Here is a 19,434-nt window from a genome sequence, read left to right on the forward strand (position 1 = left end):
TTATACTTAGAATTGTTTTAAAAATCTCATATCACTTTCATAAAGTGCTCTAATATCATCTATTCCGTATTTTAACATTGTAATTCTATCAAGACCAAATCCGAAAGCAAATCCACTATAAACTTCTGGATCAATTCCACAATTTCTTAAAACGTCTGGATGAACCATTCCACAACCTAAAAGTTCTATCCAGCCACTACCACTACAAACCTTGCAGCCTTTACCATTACACACAAAACAAGTAGCATCCATCTCAGCTGAAGGTTCTGTAAACGGAAAATGATGTGGTCTAAACTTCATTTCCATTTTATCGCCAAACATCTTTTTGGTAAATAGCTCTAAGGTTCCTTTTAAATCGGCAAAAGTAATACCCTTATCTACTACCAATCCTTCAATTTGATAAAATATTGGTGAATGAGTAGCATCTACTGCGTCTGATCTATAAACTTTGCCAGGTGAAATCATCTTTATAGGTGGTTTCTGAATTTCCATAGTTCTTATTTGTACTGGCGAGGTTTGAGTTCTTAAAACTATACTATCATTTATATAAAAGGTATCTTGCTCACCTCTTGCTGGATGATTTTTAGGTATGTTTAAAGCCTCGAAATTATAATAATCTCGCTCAACTTCAGGACCCTCCTCAATAGCGAATCCCATAGATAAAAATATATCATTAACTTTTTCAAGCGTTAAATCTAATGGATGTCTTTTCCCTACTACTTGTTTTTTTCCTGGCAATGATATATCTATAATTTCACTTTTTAGCTTTGTTTCCACTTCATGTTTTTTAAATAAATCTGAGGTTTTAGTTATAAGTATTTCTATGTCTTCTCGAACTTCATTTGCTATTTTACCAACAATTGGCCTTTCTTCATTTGATAGCTTTCCCATGCCCCTTAATATTTGTGTTAATTCACCTTTTTTACCTAAATATTTAACTCTAATATTTTCTAAATCTGTTTTAATATTTGTTTCTTTTAGTTCTTGCATTGCTGCTGCTTTTATGGCTTCTAATTTTTCCTTCATAATCAACACTCCTTTCATATTTATGTAATTTTTACATTTAACATTTTTTTATAAAACAAAAAAAACCGTCCACAATGAAGGGACGGAAAATCCGCGGTACCACCCTAATTGACTTAAATAAAAGTCCTCTTAGATAAAGTTATCGATTCTACCCGCTAAGCAGCTACTTTATTTCGCTGTTAGAACTCTGGAGTGAACTTCGATATAAGAATTTCCTGTAGAAGCTCTCAGTCTAAGGCTTCTTATCCCTGTAAGTATTCTTATATTTACTTTCTCCGTCATAGTTTATTATTATTTAAAAGTATACAAAACATTATAACCACAATTACAAAAAAATTCAACTACAAATTCAAAAATCCTACATTATTTTTTTGCCTTACCACTTCATACATCATAATTGATGCAGCCACTGCTACATTTAAAGATTCTGCACCACCAGGCATAGGAATTTTAATTTTCAAATCACATAGGTCATAAACTTCGGTGCTTATTCCATTACCTTCATTTCCAACCGATATAATAACTTTTTCTTTTAAATCTACCTCATAAAAGTTTTTATCAGTGTCCAGCGAACTAGCAACTAATTTAAATCCACTATTCCTAAGTTTTTGCACCAATGATAAATCATTATCATAAAGAACAGGTATTTTAAAAATAGAACCCATGGTTGCTCTTAAAGTTTTCTCATTATAAATATCTACTGTACCTTTTGTAATTATAACCCCTAATGCTCCCGCCGCATGAGCTGTTCTAATTATAGTTCCCATATTACCAGGATCTTGAATTTTATCAGCTAGAATATAGAACCCATGGTGGTATTTAATTTCTACAGGCTTATTGCGAACAACAGCCATAATACCTTGTGGATTCTCCGTATCGCAAATACTTTTAAACAAACTGTCGCTAATGCTATAAACTTTAGTATTGCTTTGTAGCTTGTTTTTCAAAGAAGAGTCTTCATATTTTAGCTCTCCTCTTGAACTTATAAAAATATTTACCACTTCGAAATCGGAATCTATTGCTTCCTCTGCAAATCTAAAACCCTCAACTAAAAACATATTACTGCTTATTCTATATTTTTTTTCTTTTAACTTTTTAATATCTTTAATCAATAAATTATCTTTACTTTGAATATTTTCCAAACTCAATACCCCTTATTTAACTAGACTTTCTAATTTATTTAATTCTTCAATACTACCTATTGCCACAATAATATCACCTTGTTCAATTACAGTATCCGGCAGCGGAGAAACATCAATGTCATTATTTCTTTTAATAGCCATTACATTTATACCGTATCGAGCTCTTATATTCAATTCTCTTACGGTCTTATTATGCCACTCTTCCGGACTAACAACTTCTGCTATACTATAATCAGGAGATAATTCTATGTAGTCTAATATATTTGATGAGACTAAATTATGAGCAACACGTACACCCATATCTCGTTCTGGAAAAACTACTCTATTTGCACCTATTTTATATAATACTTTAGCATGCAGTGCATTAGTTGCTTTTGTAACTACATATTTTACGCCTAGTTCCTTAACTAAGAGTGTTGCTAAAATACTAGATTGGATATTAGTACCTATACTAATAACTGCACAATCAAAATTACGAATACCAAGAGCTCTTAAGCTATTTTCATCATTTGCATCAACTTGAACTGCATGAGTCACTTTATCTGAAATATTCTGAACTACATCTTCATCAAAATCAACTGCTAATACATCATTCCCTAGTGAATATAAGGTCTCAGCAACGGATGTTCCAAATCTTCCAAGTCCTATAACAATAAACTGTCTTTTACTCATTAACCCCACCCCTATCCAATTAAAATTTTCCCCTCTGGATATTTTATAGTTCCAGATTTAGAATTTTTAGTTTTAGCTAATGCCAATATTATAGTAAGCAATCCAACTCTCCCTGCATACATGGTAAGACTTATTACTATCTTACCTACAAATGTTAATTTTGTAGTTAACCCTAAGGTTAACCCAACTGTAGCAAATGCTGAAGTAGCCTCATATAAAAAGTATTCAAAAGGAATATCCTGCTGCTCAGTAATAGATAATATCATGGTAACTGTTATAACAAGCAGTAAGGAAAGAATAGTTATTACAACGGCTTTATATACAATATCCTTACTTATGCGTTTTTTAGATATTTCAGTATCGTCACGACCGCGAACAACAGACACTACCGTCATAAAAAGCAAAACTGCAGTGGTTGTTTTTATTCCACCAGCTGTTGAACCAGGAGATCCACCAATAAACATTAAAATTATTGTTAAAAACTTGCCTGCCATAGTCATTTTGTCTAAGGGAATAGAATTAAACCCAGCCGTTCTTGGAGAAACTGATGCAAAAATAGAAGATAAAAATTTGCCTTTAAAAGACATTCCTTGCATAGTGTAAGGATTATTCATCTCAAAAATATACATAAGTATTGCCCCTCCAACAACTAACACTAGGGTGGTATAAATAACTACTTTAGAATGTAAGGACAACTTTTTAAGCCCCTTGGAACTATATACTTCTGCCCAAACATAAAATCCTAAACCACCTATTACAATTAGTGCTGAAATTGTCAATATTATTACAGAATTATTTGCATAAGCAGTAACACTACTAAAGTTTCCCATCAGGTCAAACCCAGCATTACAAAAAGCAGAAACCGCATGGAATATGCTATAATAAATTCCTTTGGCTAATCCAAATTGAGGAATAAATTGTGTTGAGAATAATACTGCACCTACTGCCTCAACAGAAAATGTAAATATCAATATATATTTAGCCATTTTAACTAACCCTTGTAGTGAATTAACATTCATAGCTTCCTGCATTATTAATCTTCCCTTTAATGTTATCCGTTTACCTAAAATCAAAAAAACTAGTGTGGTAATAGACATAAACCCCAGTCCACCGATTTCTATAAGTAACATTATCACCGTTTTTCCAAAATATGTCCAGTATGTTCCTGTATCTAAAGTTACTAGTCCTGTAACACAGACAGCAGAAGTAGATGTAAATATACAATCTATAAAGGGCGTAATTTTACCACTCTGAGAAGCTATAGGTAGACTAAGCAATATTGCACCTACGAATATTACTATAGCAAAACCTAATGCAAGTATCTGAACAGGAGTATATATGTATTTCCTTTTAACAGCCTTAATACTTGATTCCAAATTAATCACCTCTAAATTTTGCCATTAATGTAATATTACTATATTATAGCACTTAACATTTTTTATTGCTAATTATATTATTTATAATATTTTGTGAATAATGCAATAAAAAATGTAGCCTTAAAGGCTACATTTTTAATAAATAGTTTTTAAGCTTGTAATTGTTTTTTTGCAACTTCTACTAATTCAGCAAAAGCTTTTGGATCATTTATAGCTATTTCAGAAAGCATTTTTCTGTTAATTTCTATGCCTGCAAGTTTCATTCCATTCATAAATCTTGAATATGAAAGGTCACTAAGTCTTGAAGCAGCATTGATTCTAGCAATCCAAAGTTTTCTAAAATCTCTCTTCTTTAATCTTCTTCCAATATAAGCATTTCTTAATGCTCTTATTACTGATTCATTAGCTGTTTTAAACAACTTGCTTTTTCCACCATAGTATCCTTTTGCAAGTTTTAATACTTTTTTATGGTTTTTACGAGCGTTAACTGCCCTCTTTATTCTTGCCATTTAATATTCCTCCTAATCACCATTCACTTATAAGTATGGTAACAATTTTCTCATTGCTTTCAATTGAGTTGTTGAAACAAACGCAGTTTTTCTAAGGTTTCTTTTTGTCTTTGAGCTTTTGTGTGTTAACAGATGACTTTTAAAAGCTTTCGCTCTTTTTAACTTTCCTGTACCTGTCTTCTTAAATCTTTTTGCTGCGCCTCTATGTGTCTTCATTTTAGGCATAATAAAATTCCTCCTCTCGGTTATGCTCTTTTAGGAGCTAAAATCATTATCATATTTCGACCTTCTTGCCTAGCTGCTTTCTCAACAATATAAACATCACCGATTTTTTCTACAAAAGAGCTTAGTATCTTATATCCCACTTTTGTATTTTCAATTTGTCTTCCTTTGAATCTAATGGTTATTTTCACCTTATCTTCATCCAACAAAAATCTTTTAGCATTACTAGCCTTGATTGCAATATCATGGTCTTCTATTGTTGCATTTAGTCGTATTTCCTTAAGATTTACAACTTTTTGCTTCTTCTTGGCTTCTTTTTCTTTTTTCTGTTGTTCGTAGATAAACTTACCAAAGTCCATTATTCTACATACTGGTGGCTTTGCAGTAGGGGACATCATAACTAAATCCATGTCTTTTTCCTCTGCTTGCTTTAAGGCATCTTTAGTATTCAAAATACCTAATGCAGAACCATCAGCGCCTATAACTCTTATTTCTATGTGTCTTATTTCCTCATTCATCATGAAATCTTTGTTTTTACTAATAATTTTCACCTCCTAGGTGTATTAAGAAAATTTTATAATATTAAAATAATAAAAAGGACAGCAAATGCCGTCCTTAATAGTAACAAGTTTAAATTACTAATTAACCTAACTAGCATTACTGTTAGGTGAGAAACGGCTGTTTCTTCTTGTTAAATACAATTCTATTATATTAAAATATTTTTTTATATTTCCATTCACAACAATTAAAACTATACTATTTAAATCTCTGTTTGTCAACATTTTTTTGTTTTTATTTTAAATATAGACATCTTTGGCTTATTGTTTTTTGAGATATCATAATTACAATAGTTTTATACCATTTTTTATCTTTTCACATGCAGTACACTCTTCACAATAATAAACCTTATCCACAAAGACCTTACTTATAGTTTGTAATAGTTCTTTATTTTTACAATTATGGGCACAGTGTATAATTACCTTTTTAGGAGCACTAGTTATCATTGTACTAATTATAAGTTCTTCTGTATTTTCCTTTGAATCAAATTTAACTTCTGGTAGTTCCATTAGCATATCTCCTGCTAAATCATTTCCTTGTTCATCCCTTAAGTAATACTCTCCATTTTTTTCGATTAAAATATTAATCTCAGCTACCTTGCTTTCTTGAATATCAACAAAATATTTAAGTAGCTTTATAAACTCATTATATTCTTTTTCTACCATATATTCTTCTACAACTTTATCAACCATACACTCTAAATCAGTTTTCAAGGCTTTTGTCCTAAAAGTTAAAAATCCACTTATATTAATTTCCTTATTTTCTTCTATACATTTAGTTATTTTATCCATAATACTATTTTTTCTATTTATACAATATACCGCAGTAGGACCTGCTATTGACCCTTCATTGAGCAATGCCTCTTGTATTCTAGGCTTAACCTGTTTCATTTCATCATATCCAAGAAAAAAATAAGTTTCAGTTAGAAAATCATTCATTTCCTTTTTACAAAATTCCCTTATTACTATTTTATATAACATATTAGCAATATTTAAATTAAACATTTTTATACTACTATCACTTAAGTTATCATCCCCACAAAAAAATTTTATGAAGTGAGTGTCTTCTATTATACACTCTGCTATACCTAAAATCATCTTTTTATGTTCAAAGCACTTTGTAATGTCTTTGATTTCACCAATAATGCATTCCATACTGCTATTATATACAACAGTTAATAAAAGCATTTCGCACGCTCCCTTCTCATAAGATAGTATGTGTGTAAAATTAATGGATATGCAAAATACATTAAACAATAATCGACATATTGCAATTTACAATAACTTTATGTTATAACGTAAACTATACAAATAAAAAAATATATATGAAATAAGAGGATGAAAATGAAAAATCTTATTGTTGATTTTAGAATTCATAATGAAGAGAAAGAAAATTTAATTTCTCTGGGATATAACTTGCTTATTTGCCCTCCTAGCAACCTTTTATATGAGGCTATATGTGGCCACCCAGATATGCTTATGCATATTTGGGGCCATAGTATTATGGTACATAAAGATATGAGTAATAAATTTATACAGGAGTTAGATTTACTAAATTACAAAGTTTATAAATCAAATTCAACCCTGCAAAGTTTATACCCTTATGATATATGCCTCAATGCATTGTGCATTGGGAATCTTTTTGTTCACTCTGTTAATTATACAGATAGTAATCTTTTATCATTTTTTAAAAACAAAAAAATAGTAAATGTAAAGCAAGGTTATACAAAATGTTCTACTTGCATAGTAAATAATCATGCAGTCATCACTAGTGATGTTTCTATTGCCAAAGCCTTAAGCCTTGAAAAAATAGACGTTTTATTAGTACCTCCTGGGGATATTCTCCTTCCAGGACTTAACTACGGTTTTATCGGTGGCGCAACCGGCCTTCTTTGCGACAACGTCTTAGCTTTTTATGGTCACTTAGATAACTATTTGTATGGAAAAGAAGTATTAAAATTTTTGAATAAACACAAGGTAGAACCTGTGTTTTTAAGAAATGGGAAACTAGTTGATAGAGGGAGTATTTTTAGAATCTGAAAAAAATGCTCTTTAGCTTTTCACCACAGTCGCTTCCGTGCTATGGTTAAACGCAAAAAAAACACCATATAATTATGGTGTTTTTCATGGAGGCGCCACCCGGATTTGAACCGGGGAATAAAGGTTTTGCAGACCTTGACCTTACCGCTTGGCTATAGCGCCATTAATTGAATTTGAATTTAAAATTGGAGCGGAAGACGAGATTCGAACTCGCGACGTTCACCTTGGCAAGGTGACGCTCTACCACTGAGCCACTCCCGCAACATTGGTGGCTAGACCAGGAATCGAACCAGGGACACGAGGATTTTCAGTCCTCTGCTCTACCGACTGAGCTATCCAGCCTTAATATTTTTCCAATTTTAAAATGGCGACCCAGAACGGACTCGAACCGTCGACCTCCGCCGTGACAGGGCGGCACTCTAACCAACTGAGCCACTGGGCCATATATGGTGGGAACAACAGGGTTCGAACCTGTGACCCTCTGCTTGTAAGGCAGATGCTCTCCCAGCTGAGCTATGCTCCCATATATTTTCATCAACTATTTTATTGTACATCACTTCTTGGCACTTGTCAACAACTTTATGCATTAATTGTTTTGCACGCTTTTGTTTGTTTGCTAAGGACTAAGTACATTTATATATTATAAGATTTTCTTAAACTTGTCAACAATAACTATCATGGATATTCATATATATTTCACTTATACTCCTCAATTGTCAATTTTACTCTATTTATCTGTGTTTTTCAATATGTGCAACTTAAGGAGTTAAAAATATAAATAACAATCCAAGTATACTATCCTTAATTTAGTGATATAAGAAATTTGCGAAGCAATCTTCTCGAATGATCAATGATCATTCGTTGCTTCACAACTTTCTCCTTTTAAAAAGTATATCTTAATCTATGAATTAACGTTTTTAAGCAATTGCCCAATATCTTCATGATTAAATTCATAATTCTTATTACAAAAATGACATTTAATTTCCTCTGTTTTACCGTCATCATATAATTCTTCTAAGTCCTTTCTACCTATACTTATTAATGCCCTCTCCACTCTTTCTCTACAACAATCGCATTTATATGTTGGCAGAATCTCTTCATGTATTTTAAGTTCCATATCTTCAAATATAAATTCTAAAATCTCTTCAATAGTCATACCTTTTTCTATGAATTCGGTTATTGATGGAATTTCTTCAAGCCTATATGTTATTATATCAGCCAAAAATTCATCTGCACCAGGCATCATTTGGATTATAAACCCTCCTGAGGCTTTAATACTCATATCCGTATCCACTAATACTCCAAGGCCCACAGCTGACGGTGTCTGCTCTGAAACAGTAAAGTAATAAGCTAGATCATCTCCAATTTCCCCTGTTGATATTGGTACTTGCCCTATATACGGCTCCTTTAGCCCCATATCTCTTATAACTCTTAAATAACCATCTACACCAATGGCGCCACTTACATCAAGTTTCCCCTTGCTATTCGCAGGTAAATCTACATCAGGATTTCCTATATATCCTTTTACACTTGAATCTGCATGAGCAGTTACTACAACACTTCTAGCTTTTCCTCCACCATCTATTTGCAGTGTTAAACTATCACTCTGCGACTTTAGCATAGTACCCATAAGTGTCCCAGCTGTTAGCATCCTACCTAATGCTGCGGCTGCAGTAGGCGCACATTTATGCATGTTTACTCCCTCATTTACTAAATTCGTAGTTATGGCTGCAATTATTCTAACCTGTCCACCCTTTGCAGTAGCTCTAACCAATTTATCCATACACTAATTCCCCCTTATCCCCTTTTATTATTTTTTGACTTGCTAAGCACATAACATATTCGCTCTGTGTTTTCGCTTACTATCTTATCTTCATAGTTATCCATTTTTTTTATTATTTCAAATCCAATTTCTTTGATAACATTTTCTACATATTCTTCTTTATAGGCCCTTTCTGAATGCTCCTCGTCAAAGCGTCTATATACTTGTCCTTCTTTTACAAAAAAGGTTAAATTCATTTCTACTATATCATTTTCTAAATAATTCTCCCAAATATAGACTACATCATCCGAATCGTAATTATAAATATTATTTCCAAGCACATTAGTGAGTTTATAATAAGAGTTAATATCAAAGATAAATAACCCATCCTCTTTTAATACATCATAAACCCCCAATAGATACTTTTTAAAATTTTCTTCTTCTAATATATAGTTAGTAGAATCTAAACAGCAAGTTATGAGATTAAAGGTATTATTTAAATTCAATTCACAAATATTTTGACATACAAATTTTGCCTTTATACCTGCATCTCTAATTTTTTTCTCTGCTTCACACAACATATCACAAGATAAATCAACTGCCCATACTTGCTTAAATCCATTTGCAATTTCTACAGTAAGATTTCCTGTACCACAGGCTAAATCTAAGTAACTCGACCTATCAATGCCATATTCACTGCAAATACATAATATATTTGCAGCCCATGTTTTATAATCAATATCAGAATTTATAAGTTCATCGTATATGTGAGCAAACTCTTTATAACAATCCATTTTAACATTTCTCCTTTTTCAAAGACCTTTCCATTTAAAACTATAATGGTATATAATATTCTAACCTATACACCAAATATTGTCCAAAATAATTTGCTGTTCTTTTAAAAATTTATTCGTTTTTAGGAAGATTTATACTTTTCTTTTTTTTGGTCATTAGTCCCCCAACTCTTCCTGTTTCCTCTGCTGTTAGTCCACTCCAGCCACAGGCTTCTATCTTCTCTGTTAGTCCTAATTCTTCGGCTATTTCATATTTTAATGTTTCACGGAGCATTTCGTTTTCAGTTAGCTCTTTGTTCCCTTTTAGTTTAGCTTTAATAATTTTTTTTAAAGGTGTTTTTCCCATGATAACCCTCCAAATTGTAATATATAATATTTTAATATTTTTTACAATTTGAAGTTTTTTTATTCATAATAAAAAAATAAAAAGATAGTGAGGTAAATTTTATTACCGCACTATCCTTTTATTCACAAAATAAATATTACTTTCTTCCAGAAGTGTAAGTATATTTATAGTCATTAGAACCAAATAATGGTACCATTGCTTTCTTTACATATTTATAGCTAAAAATATTTTTCATTCTATATAGGGTTGGAGCAATCGCAGCATCATCTGCTAATAATATTTGCTCTGCCTCTTTAAAGAACTTTGTTCTTTCTACTGGATTTGTTGTATTAGCCGCATCTTTAATTAGCTTATCATACTTTGGATTTGACCAACCTGTGGCACATTGATTAGCTCCAGTCACAAACAAATCAAAGAAGGTATTGGGATCGTTATAGTCTCCTGTCCATCTAGCGCCAGCCATTTGGTAATCGAAATCGTCTGTTCTTTTTTGGAATACTGGCCATTCAACATACTCCGCTTTTGAATTTACACCTAAGTTTTTATTGTACATTTGTTGATTATACTCTGCCATTTCTCTAGTCGCAGCATCAGTTCCAGATTGCAAAATAGTAATGTCCATCTTAGCTGGATTTGGATCTGCTCCAATTTCTTTTAAACCTTCAATTAACAATTTTTTAGGATCTGGATTCGCTGCCTTAAGTGCTTTAAGTGGCTCTACCCCAACCGCTTCTCTAAAATCTTTTCCACCTATTTGAAGAGTCGGTGGACAAAATCCATATGCTGGTTGACCTAAACCTTTAAATAAAACCTTTATTGTATCTTCTCTATCAACAGCTAAAGAAAATGCTTGACGTATTTTGGCATTTTTAAAATATTTATTTTTTTGATTAAAGAAATTATAGTTTGCTGAAGGATCATTCTTTTTTAACACATCAAATTTACCTGTTGCAGTAAATTTTTGTATCCATTCTGGTTTAGCAACTTCAGCAGTATCAACAGCTGCACTTAACAATGAGTTCATTCTTGCTGGTTCTTCTTTTATAATATTAAGAGTTAACTTATTAAGTTTAACCGAATCTTTGTCCCAATAAGTTGAGTTTTTTTCGAATTCCAACTTACTTTGATGTGCCCAGTTTTTTAGGATATATGGTCCACAAAATACCATTGTACTTGATTCTGTACCATATTTATCTCCATTAGCTTTAATTATATCTTCTCTTTGTGGATACATAACTTTAAAATACGTTAAATCCAAGAAGTATGGGCATGCTTTCTCTAATGTAAATTCTAATGTTTTTGCATCTATTGCTTTTACTCCTACTTCTTTAACTTTTACTTTTTTAGAATTATATGCTTGAGCATTTTTTATAGGAAATAAAATAAATGCATATGTGGAACCAACCTTTGGATCTAGAGCTCTTTTAATGGAATATTCAAAATCTTGAGCTGTTACCGCTTTTCCATCATTCCACTTATAATCTCTTAAATTGAATGTCCATACAGTTTTATCTGCATTAGTTTTCCACTCTTTTGCTCCTGCCGGTTTTATAACATCTTTACCATTGTCATCTTGCTCAACTCTAGTTAAACCTTCCATACAGTTAACTAAAACTTCTGATGCATACCCATCTGTTGCAAGTGATGGATCAAGTGTTTTTGGTTCAGCCCGTAAAATACCATTTAAATATTGCTCTTTATCCATTTTAACTGTAGCATCCGTACCAGGTTTTGTTTCAGGTGTTACCGCAGTTTTCTTCCCACAACCTACTAATGCAATTGAAGCTGTTAGTGAAAGTGTTAGTAAAGTGGCCATTAATCTTTTTGTTTTCACGAAAAAACCCCCCTTTAATATGTTAGACCAATAATAAAAATTTATAAAATCTTATTATTAAATTTGGATAATAAGTATATATTTATTATCAATATAATCTGTATAAAAATAAATTGATAATATAACCTATTTAGCTTTATTAGCATCATATATAGTATGTATGATGTATACTATACATTAAGTATACACAGTATACTTAGGTTTTACATACTACTTAAATTCTTATTCTCATAATATACCATCTATTTCAGAAAATCAAGTATAATTTTCTGAATATAGCAATTATGATTTTTCACCATGTTATTTGGTTAAATGTTTCGAATTTTCACTATATTTCAGTTCAATAATTTCAATCAAATAAATGACAAGCAACATAGTGCTCTTTTTCTATTTCTTTAAGGGCTGGTGTTTGTTCACTGCAAATTGGCTTTGCGTATCTACATCTAGGCGCAAATCTGCAACCTGGTTTTGGATTTATAGGACTTGGTACTTCTCCCTCTAGTTTAATTCTAGCCTTTTTTCTTTCAACTTCTGGATCAGGTACTGGTATTGCTGATAAAAGTGCTTGAGTATATGGATGAAGTGGTTTTTCATATAAATCATGACTGCTTGCAAGCTCTACCATAGATCCAAGGTACATTACCCCTACCCTATCCGATATATGTTTAACCATTGATAAGTCATGAGCTATAAATAAATAAGTGAGTCCTAGCTCCTGTTGAAGCTGTATCAATAAATTAACAATTTGTGCTTGAATTGAAACGTCAAGAGCTGAAATAGGCTCATCGCATACTATAAAATCTGGTTCTATAGCAAGAGCCCTTGCTATTCCTATTCTTTGTCTTTGTCCACCTGAAAATTCATGTGGAAATCTTGAGCCATGTTCTTTATTAAGTCCTACTAGTCGTAAAAGTTCAAATACCCTATTAGTCCTTTCTTGGCCAGTGTATAAATTATGAATATCTATGCCCTCACCAATTATATCTCCAACAGTCATTCTTGGATTTAATGAAGCATAAGGATCTTGAAATATTATTTGTGCTCTTCTTGCGAAATCTTTTTTGGCTTTTTTGTCTAATTTATGAACATCAATTCCATCAAATAATACCTCTCCACCAGTTGCACTATACATACCCATTACTGTTCTTCCACAAGTAGTCTTTCCACAACCAGATTCTCCAACAAGTCCTAGTGTTTCACCTTTTCTTATGAAAAAGCTAACATCATCCACAGCTTTTAATGTAGCATGTTTACCAACCTGAAAATATTTTTTAAGATTTTTTACCTCTATTAAAATATCATTATTTTTATCCATTATTCTCCACCTCTTAATGCTTCAGGAATATCAACCTTTGGTGCCATAGAATGTTTTAACCAACAGCAAACTTCATGGTTTTCACTTAAAGTTGTAACTTCTGGCATTTCTTCTCTACATATTTGCATACAATACTCGCATCTTGCTGCAAAAGAACATCCTACTGGCGGTTTAAGTAAATCCGGTGGTGTTCCTTGTAAGGAGTAAAGCTTGTCTTTATTTTTCGTGTCCAGTCTTGGAACTGATTGAAGTAGCGCCCAAGTATATGGGTGTTGTGGGTTTTTAAATATTTCATCTATCGTTCCATGTTCTATTATTTGTCCTGCATACATTACTTGTATTCTATCTGCAACGTCTGCAACAATTCCCAAATCATGAGTCACAAGAATAACTGCCGTTCCAAGCTTTTCTTGAAGATTCGAAATAAGGTCCATTATTTGAGCTTGTATTGTAACATCTAGGGCTGTTGTTGGTTCATCTGCTATAAGTATTTTAGGGTTACAAGCTAATGCTATAGCTATCATTGCTCTTTGTCTCATACCACCTGAAAATTCATGTGGATATTGGTGAGCACGTTTATCAGCATCAGGAATATTAACCAGATTTAACATTTTTATTGATTCATTCATAGCTTCTGTTTTACTCATTCCTCTGTGTATAATTAAGCTTTCTGATATTTGTCTTCCAATAGTCATAGTTGGGTTTAGCGATGTCATAGGGTCTTGGAATATCATAGAAATATCTGAACCCCTGAGCGCTCTAAGCTCTTTTTCTGACATAAGACTAATATCCTTGCCATCAAATAGTATCTTTGAACCTTTTTTTATTTCTCCAGGTGGCTCTGGAATTAATCTCATTAGTGATTTTGAAGTAACAGTTTTACCACATCCAGATTCTCCAACTACAGCTAAAGTTTCACCCTTTTTCAAGTAAAAAGAAATACCTCTTACTGCTTGTACCTCACCTGCATAAGTGTGAAATGAAACTCTTAAGTCTTTTACATCTAATATTTTTTCCATTTTTTTCCTCCCTATTGACGTAATCTCGGATCTAGCGCATCTCTTAAACCATCACCAAGCAATGTAAATGATAACATAGTTAAACTAATAAATAGCGATGGGAAGAATAACTGATAAGGATAAAACATTAAGTTTCCTTGTGCTGCTGCTGCTAGCGCTCCCCAACTTGTATGCGGCGATTGAATCCCTTGACCTAAAAAGCTTAAGAAAGCTTCTCCAAATATAAAGCTTGGAACGTCGAAAGTAATGGCTACAATCATTATTCCTAATGTATTTGGAAGTAAGTGTTTTGCAATAATTCTTGAAGGATTAGCACCAAGAGCCGCAGCCGCTAGTACATATTCCTGTTCTTTTATTTGTAATAACTGTCCACGCACGAGTCTTGCCATTGAAACCCATCCCGTTATAGTCATGGCAATAATAATAGACAAAATACCTTTTTGAAATATTAATGAAACTAGTATAACAACTACTAGATAAGGAATACTTCCAAGTATTTCAACTATTCTCATCATAATGTCATCCACAATTCCGCCGAAAAAGCCAGATATTCCACCATAAATACTACCTACTATAGTATCTACAAGCGTTCCTACAATTCCTATAATTATAGAGACCCTACCGCCGGCCCAGACTCTTGAAAACACATCACGTCCAATATTATCAGTTCCAAACCAATGCACTGAGTTGGGACTCATATTTACTAAGGCATCATTTTTAACTTCGAAATTAAATCCATTAATATATTGTCCAAAAATAGTCATTATTGATATTAAAATTAGCATTATTAATGAAGCAGTAGCCACTTTATTTTGTTTCAATCTTCTCCATGCATCTTGCCAATAGGTTATACTAGGCCTTAATATTTCATCAGCATTAGCATTTTCACATCCAATTATTATAAACTTTTCTTTTGATAACTGTGCCATACTTTCCCCCCCTATCTCTTTTCTCCAGTTAATCTTATTCTTGGATCAACCAATGAATATAATATGTCCACTAAAACATATGCAACTATTACTAAGGCACATAGGAAAACTGTTTGTCCCATAATCATACTGTAATCTCTATCCCCTATTGAAGTTACAAAGTTAAAACCAAATCCTGGAATTGAAAATATACTTTCTATAACAAAAGATCCTACGAATATACCTGCCAGTTGTGGTCCTAAAATTGTAATAGCTGGAAGTATGGCATTTCTAATAACATGTTTCCATACTAAGCTAAGTTTTGTGATACCTTTAGATTTTGCTGTTAATATATAATCTTGCCCTATTACATCAAGAGTATTAGCTCTCATATATCTGGCATAAGTAGCTACAGAACTAAAACTTAAGGCTATACTTGGTAATACGGTGTATTCAAACCCGCCCCATCCTGTGGTTGGAAACCACTGAAATTGAACTGTAAAGAAGTATTGCAATAAAGATGCCATAACAAAACTTGGTATAGAAACACCTAATATTGCTATAAACATAACGATATAATCTGGCCATTTTCCTCTATTAAAAGCGGCTAATATCCCAAGGCTTACCCCTATGAAAAAACCCATTGCAAGCGCTTGTACACCTAGTCTTGCAGATACTGGTGCATGCAGTTTTATAACATCACTAACTTTTCTTCCTGGGTAAGCAAGTGATTCGCCTAAATCTCCATGAACTACAATATTTTGCATAAACTTACCATATTGTATTATTACTGGTTTATTTAGGGCATATTTTTCATAGTAATTTTCTCTTATCTGTTCTGGCAATTTTCTTCCCAGTGACGCTAATGGATCTCCCGGAATAGCGTGTATCAACATAAATGTAATAGTAGCTACTATCCAAAGAGTCACAAACATATAGCCTAATCTCTTAAGTATAAATTTAAACATTTTTTAAAATCCCCCCATCATTAATTTTTAAAAAATCAATTTTATTTTGTTCATTACCATGTAATGCTGTAAATCAAAGTAAACCTTTTCACTTCTATAGTATCATTTAAAATAATAAAATAACATGTACACATTTTTTATTATAAAAATAAAATTATATAATGAATTCCATTTGGATAATTGCAAAAGTATTTACATTGTAAATATTCAAACAATTCCGAATTTAAGCTGTACTTTAATTCTGAACTGCTAACTATTTAGTTATAGTTAGTTTAATTTTTTCTAATAACTACTTTCGTTTCAGTTTATGATTCATCATATAGCATCTAAAAATGGAAATCAAGATAATTTCCGTTTTAATAACGGTATTTTTGTGAATTTATAAGGTTTTTACAATTTTAATTATTTCCTATAACACCATTAAACTTAAGTTAAAATTTTCACTTTTATACGACTTTTTCTGTTGTTTTTCTACATTGAAATAATTTGCTTCATTAAATTAACTTTTCAATACCTCCTTTTACTTTTCACTAAAATTCCCCCCTAGATTTTTCAATATGTTTATATAGCAATAAGTAAAATACTTATTAAGCCCAAATGAAGATTTTTCAAAATAAATTTAAAACTCCTGTGTTAAAACTGTTTTTTAAGTCAATTTGATTTATATAAGAATGAGAACTTTCACAAATTTTAATAAATAAAAAATATTCTGTCAATTTTTATTGTAAATGAAATCATTTTAATATAATTTAGACCTAAGAAAATACTCTTCCTATAATTTAATTTATAAAACATTTTGTAATTAGCTGTAGTTTTATAGATGCAAATACATTGAACAATGTCATTTTGAAACATTTTACAAGTTTATTATTATTTTCTTTTTTTTATATTATCACGGTTTTTGTAAGTTGTCAAACTTATTTGTCGTTATTAATTATGATGATTATGGTAATATGACATTAACTAAAATATTCATATTATTATTTCATAATTATAATATTATGAATACTTTCTTGCAAGCTTTATATTTTAGATTTTCATTTATTTTTTCAAAAGTATATATATTTCCACATAGGGGCTATATAATATAGTAAAGAAAGACATTTTAGTGATAATGCATGTGTCATTTTAATTTATAAATTAAAATAAAAAAAATGCTTCACTAAACATAATTTAAATTAATAAATATATAGTAATAGAAATAAGATAGTATATGGAGAATAATAATTGTTATTCTCCATATAACTACGAGGAGGTAATCACATGAGTATTTTTAAAGGTTCTGGTGTTGCAATAGTCACCCCATTTAATGAAAGAGGAATAGATTTCAAAAAACTGGAAGAATTGATAGAATGGCAGATTAACAGCAAGACAGATGCTATTATAGTATGTGGTACTACTGGCGAAGCTTCTACTATGACAGAGCAAGAAAGAAAAGAAACCATAAAATTTGTGGTGGATGTAGTTAATAAGCGAATTCCAGTAATTGCAGGTACAGGAAGTAACAATACTGCTTCTGCCATAATCATGAGTAAATGGGCAGAAAAAATAGGAGTAGATGGATTGCTTGTAATTACACCTTACTACAATAAAACTACTCAGAAAGGTTTAGTTGAGCATTTTACTGCAATTGCAAATAGTGTAACTTCACCAATAATAATATATAACGTTCCTTCAAGAACAGCTCTTAATATTACTCCAAGCACCCTTCTAAAATTATGCGAAGTACAAAATATTGTAGCAATTAAAGAAGCAAGCGGAGATATAAGTCAAATAGCACAGATTAAATCTCTATGTGGAGATAGGTTAGATATCTATTCAGGTAACGACGACCAAACTATACCTATACTTTCCCTAGGTGCTATTGGTGTTATATCTGTTCTTGCAAATATAATTCCTACAGTGATTCATAACATGTGTGAATTGTATTTAAAGGGTGAGCATGCAGAGGCTCTAAAAATCCAACTGGAATTTCTTGCTCTAAATAGCGCTATGTTTATAGAAACTAATCCTATCCCTGTAAAAACAGCTATGAATCTTATGGGACTTAAAGTAGGTCCATTAAGACTACCACTATGTGAAATGGAAGAAAATACGCTAGGAATTCTAAAAAAAGAGTTAAATGCATATAACATACCTTTAAAGGAGGAAATTTAATGATTAGAATGCTTCTAAATGGGTGCAATGGTAAAATGGGAAAAGTTATTTCCGAAATGGCTAAAGCATCAACTAATATTTCAATTGTTGCTGGTATTGACAAAAATTCATCTGGTTTAACCTATCCATGCTATAACCATATAAATGAATGTGAGGATGAAATAGATGTGATTTTAGATTTTTCAAGACCAGATGCTCTAGATGCACTTTGCCAGTATTCCAAAGCGAAAAATATCCCTATTGTCTTTTGCACCACCGGTTATACCCAGGAACAACTTTCTAAAATTTATTCACTTAGCGAAGACATTGCAGTATTTCACTCTGCAAATATGTCTATAGGTATAAATATTATTAATAATATGCTAAGAAGTATAAGTAACATGCTTTATAAGGATTTTGACATTGAGATAATTGAAAAGCATCACAATCAAAAAGTCGATGCCCCTAGTGGTACTGCTCTGCTTCTTGCAAATACAATTAAGGATTCTATTGAAGAGGAAACCATCTTCAATAACGGAAGAAATGGCTTACACAAAAGAGAACGTAATGAAATAGGCATTCACGCTATAAGGGGTGGAAATATTATAGGTGATCATGAAATCATATTTGCAGGAAAAGGAGAATGTATTGAGATTAAACACACTGCAATCTCAAGAGAAGTTTTTGCAATAGGTGCATTAAAGGCCTGTGAATATATATACAAAAAAGAGAAAGGTCTATACAATATGGACGATGTAGTTAATACGTCTCTTTAGTTTTTAACAAGTATTATAGCCTTGGAACAGAA

The 19,434-nt window shown here is 31.7% G+C and carries 19 protein-coding genes, 5 tRNA genes and 2 other annotated features; of the genes, 3 read left to right on the plus strand and 21 right to left on the minus strand.

Translation table 11 applies throughout. From position 1 onward, the window contains the following. Positions 1–6 precede the first annotated feature (6 nt). The 8 genes from pheS to ytxC form a co-directional block, all read right to left on the minus strand. A complete protein-coding gene (gene pheS / locus G9F71_RS19060) occupies positions 7–1,026 on the minus strand; it encodes a phenylalanine--tRNA ligase subunit alpha (RefSeq protein WP_164950463.1) in 1,020 nt (339 codons plus the stop codon). Between the two features lie 75 nt (positions 1,027–1,101). Beyond that, positions 1,102–1,317: a binding site (T-box leader), on the minus strand. 50 nt (positions 1,318–1,367) lie between these two features. Further along, positions 1,368–2,168 (minus strand): TrmH family RNA methyltransferase, encoded by an 801-nt coding sequence (locus tag G9F71_RS19065; protein ID WP_164950464.1) that lies wholly within the window; start codon positions 2,166–2,168, stop codon positions 1,368–1,370. Between the two features lie 12 nt (positions 2,169–2,180). Beyond that, positions 2,181–2,840, minus strand: coding sequence for a potassium channel family protein (locus G9F71_RS19070; RefSeq protein ID WP_125004338.1), 660 nt, complete (start codon positions 2,838–2,840; stop codon positions 2,181–2,183). Positions 2,841–2,851: 11 nt separating this feature from the next. Beyond that, entirely contained in the window at positions 2,852–4,216 is a 1,365-nt protein-coding gene (locus tag G9F71_RS19075; RefSeq protein WP_224626496.1) for a TrkH family potassium uptake protein, read from the minus strand. A 149-nt stretch (positions 4,217–4,365) separates the two neighbouring features. Then, positions 4,366–4,725, minus strand: coding sequence for a 50S ribosomal protein L20 (gene rplT / locus G9F71_RS19080; protein ID WP_125004336.1), 360 nt, complete (start codon positions 4,723–4,725; stop codon positions 4,366–4,368). Positions 4,726–4,752: 27 nt separating this feature from the next. After that, positions 4,753–4,950, minus strand: a complete 198-nt coding sequence (rpmI, locus tag G9F71_RS19085) for a 50S ribosomal protein L35 (protein ID WP_125004334.1) — start codon at positions 4,948–4,950, stop codon at positions 4,753–4,755. Between the two features lie 20 nt (positions 4,951–4,970). Beyond that, a complete protein-coding gene (gene infC, locus G9F71_RS19090; RefSeq protein ID WP_125004332.1) occupies positions 4,971–5,498 on the minus strand; it encodes a translation initiation factor IF-3 in 528 nt (175 codons plus the stop codon). Positions 5,499–5,532: 34 nt separating this feature from the next. Next, positions 5,533–5,643, minus strand: a sequence feature (ribosomal protein L20 leader region). A 146-nt stretch (positions 5,644–5,789) separates the two neighbouring features. Beyond that, on the minus strand, positions 5,790–6,692 hold the full coding sequence (gene ytxC, locus G9F71_RS19095) for a putative sporulation protein YtxC (protein WP_164950465.1): 903 nt from the start codon (positions 6,690–6,692) through the stop codon (positions 5,790–5,792). Between the two features lie 156 nt (positions 6,693–6,848). On the opposite strand from ytxC, the gene G9F71_RS19100 reads away from it, so the two are divergent. Continuing rightward, a complete protein-coding gene (locus G9F71_RS19100) occupies positions 6,849–7,544 on the plus strand; it encodes a DUF6873 family GME fold protein (RefSeq protein ID WP_164950466.1) in 696 nt (231 codons plus the stop codon). Between the two features lie 87 nt (positions 7,545–7,631). Here G9F71_RS19100 and G9F71_RS19105 read toward each other — a convergent pair. The 13 genes from G9F71_RS19105 to G9F71_RS19165 form a co-directional block, all read right to left on the minus strand. Beyond that, a tRNA-Cys gene (locus G9F71_RS19105) sits at positions 7,632–7,706 on the minus strand. 24 nt (positions 7,707–7,730) lie between these two features. After that, positions 7,731–7,805, minus strand: a tRNA-Gly gene (locus G9F71_RS19110). Between the two features lie 5 nt (positions 7,806–7,810). Next, positions 7,811–7,886 (minus strand) — tRNA-Phe (locus G9F71_RS19115). A 23-nt stretch (positions 7,887–7,909) separates the two neighbouring features. Then, positions 7,910–7,986: transfer RNA gene (locus G9F71_RS19120), tRNA-Asp, on the minus strand. A gap of 5 nt (positions 7,987–7,991) precedes the next feature. Then, positions 7,992–8,067: transfer RNA gene (locus G9F71_RS19125), tRNA-Val, on the minus strand. A 378-nt stretch (positions 8,068–8,445) separates the two neighbouring features. After that, positions 8,446–9,327, minus strand: coding sequence for an Hsp33 family molecular chaperone HslO (hslO, locus tag G9F71_RS19130; protein WP_164950467.1), 882 nt, complete (start codon positions 9,325–9,327; stop codon positions 8,446–8,448). Positions 9,328–9,341: 14 nt separating this feature from the next. Beyond that, positions 9,342–10,100, minus strand: a complete 759-nt coding sequence (locus G9F71_RS19135; RefSeq protein WP_164950468.1) for a class I SAM-dependent DNA methyltransferase — start codon at positions 10,098–10,100, stop codon at positions 9,342–9,344. 112 nt (positions 10,101–10,212) lie between these two features. Next, on the minus strand, positions 10,213–10,446 hold the full coding sequence (locus G9F71_RS19140; protein ID WP_164950469.1) for a small, acid-soluble spore protein, alpha/beta type: 234 nt from the start codon (positions 10,444–10,446) through the stop codon (positions 10,213–10,215). Positions 10,447–10,582: 136 nt separating this feature from the next. After that, positions 10,583–12,280, minus strand: a complete 1,698-nt coding sequence (locus G9F71_RS19145) for a peptide ABC transporter substrate-binding protein (protein WP_164950470.1) — start codon at positions 12,278–12,280, stop codon at positions 10,583–10,585. A gap of 349 nt (positions 12,281–12,629) precedes the next feature. Next, entirely contained in the window at positions 12,630–13,595 is a 966-nt protein-coding gene (locus tag G9F71_RS19150; RefSeq protein ID WP_164950471.1) for an ABC transporter ATP-binding protein, read from the minus strand. Next, positions 13,595–14,614: an ABC transporter ATP-binding protein gene (locus tag G9F71_RS19155; protein ID WP_164950472.1), complete on the minus strand. Its 1,020-nt coding sequence runs from the start codon at positions 14,612–14,614 to the stop codon at positions 13,595–13,597. Before G9F71_RS19155 ends, G9F71_RS19150 begins: the two co-directional genes overlap by 1 nt. A gap of 11 nt (positions 14,615–14,625) precedes the next feature. Then, on the minus strand, positions 14,626–15,543 hold the full coding sequence (locus G9F71_RS19160; protein WP_164950473.1) for an ABC transporter permease: 918 nt from the start codon (positions 15,541–15,543) through the stop codon (positions 14,626–14,628). Positions 15,544–15,554: 11 nt separating this feature from the next. Continuing rightward, on the minus strand, positions 15,555–16,490 hold the full coding sequence (locus G9F71_RS19165) for an ABC transporter permease (RefSeq protein WP_164950474.1): 936 nt from the start codon (positions 16,488–16,490) through the stop codon (positions 15,555–15,557). Between the two features lie 1,263 nt (positions 16,491–17,753). On the opposite strand from G9F71_RS19165, the gene dapA reads away from it, so the two are divergent. Then, a complete protein-coding gene (gene dapA, locus G9F71_RS19170; RefSeq protein ID WP_164950475.1) occupies positions 17,754–18,647 on the plus strand; it encodes a 4-hydroxy-tetrahydrodipicolinate synthase in 894 nt (297 codons plus the stop codon). Beyond that, complete coding sequence (gene dapB, locus G9F71_RS19175; protein WP_164950476.1) at positions 18,647–19,402, plus strand: 4-hydroxy-tetrahydrodipicolinate reductase; 756 nt, start codon at positions 18,647–18,649, stop codon at positions 19,400–19,402. The genes dapA and dapB overlap by 1 nt, the downstream gene beginning before the upstream one ends. Positions 19,403–19,434 lie beyond the last annotated feature (32 nt).

This window comes from Clostridium sp. FP2 (genome assembly GCF_011065955.2).
In the GTDB taxonomy this organism is placed as follows: domain Bacteria; phylum Bacillota; class Clostridia; order Clostridiales; family Clostridiaceae; genus Clostridium_AD; species Clostridium_AD tagluense.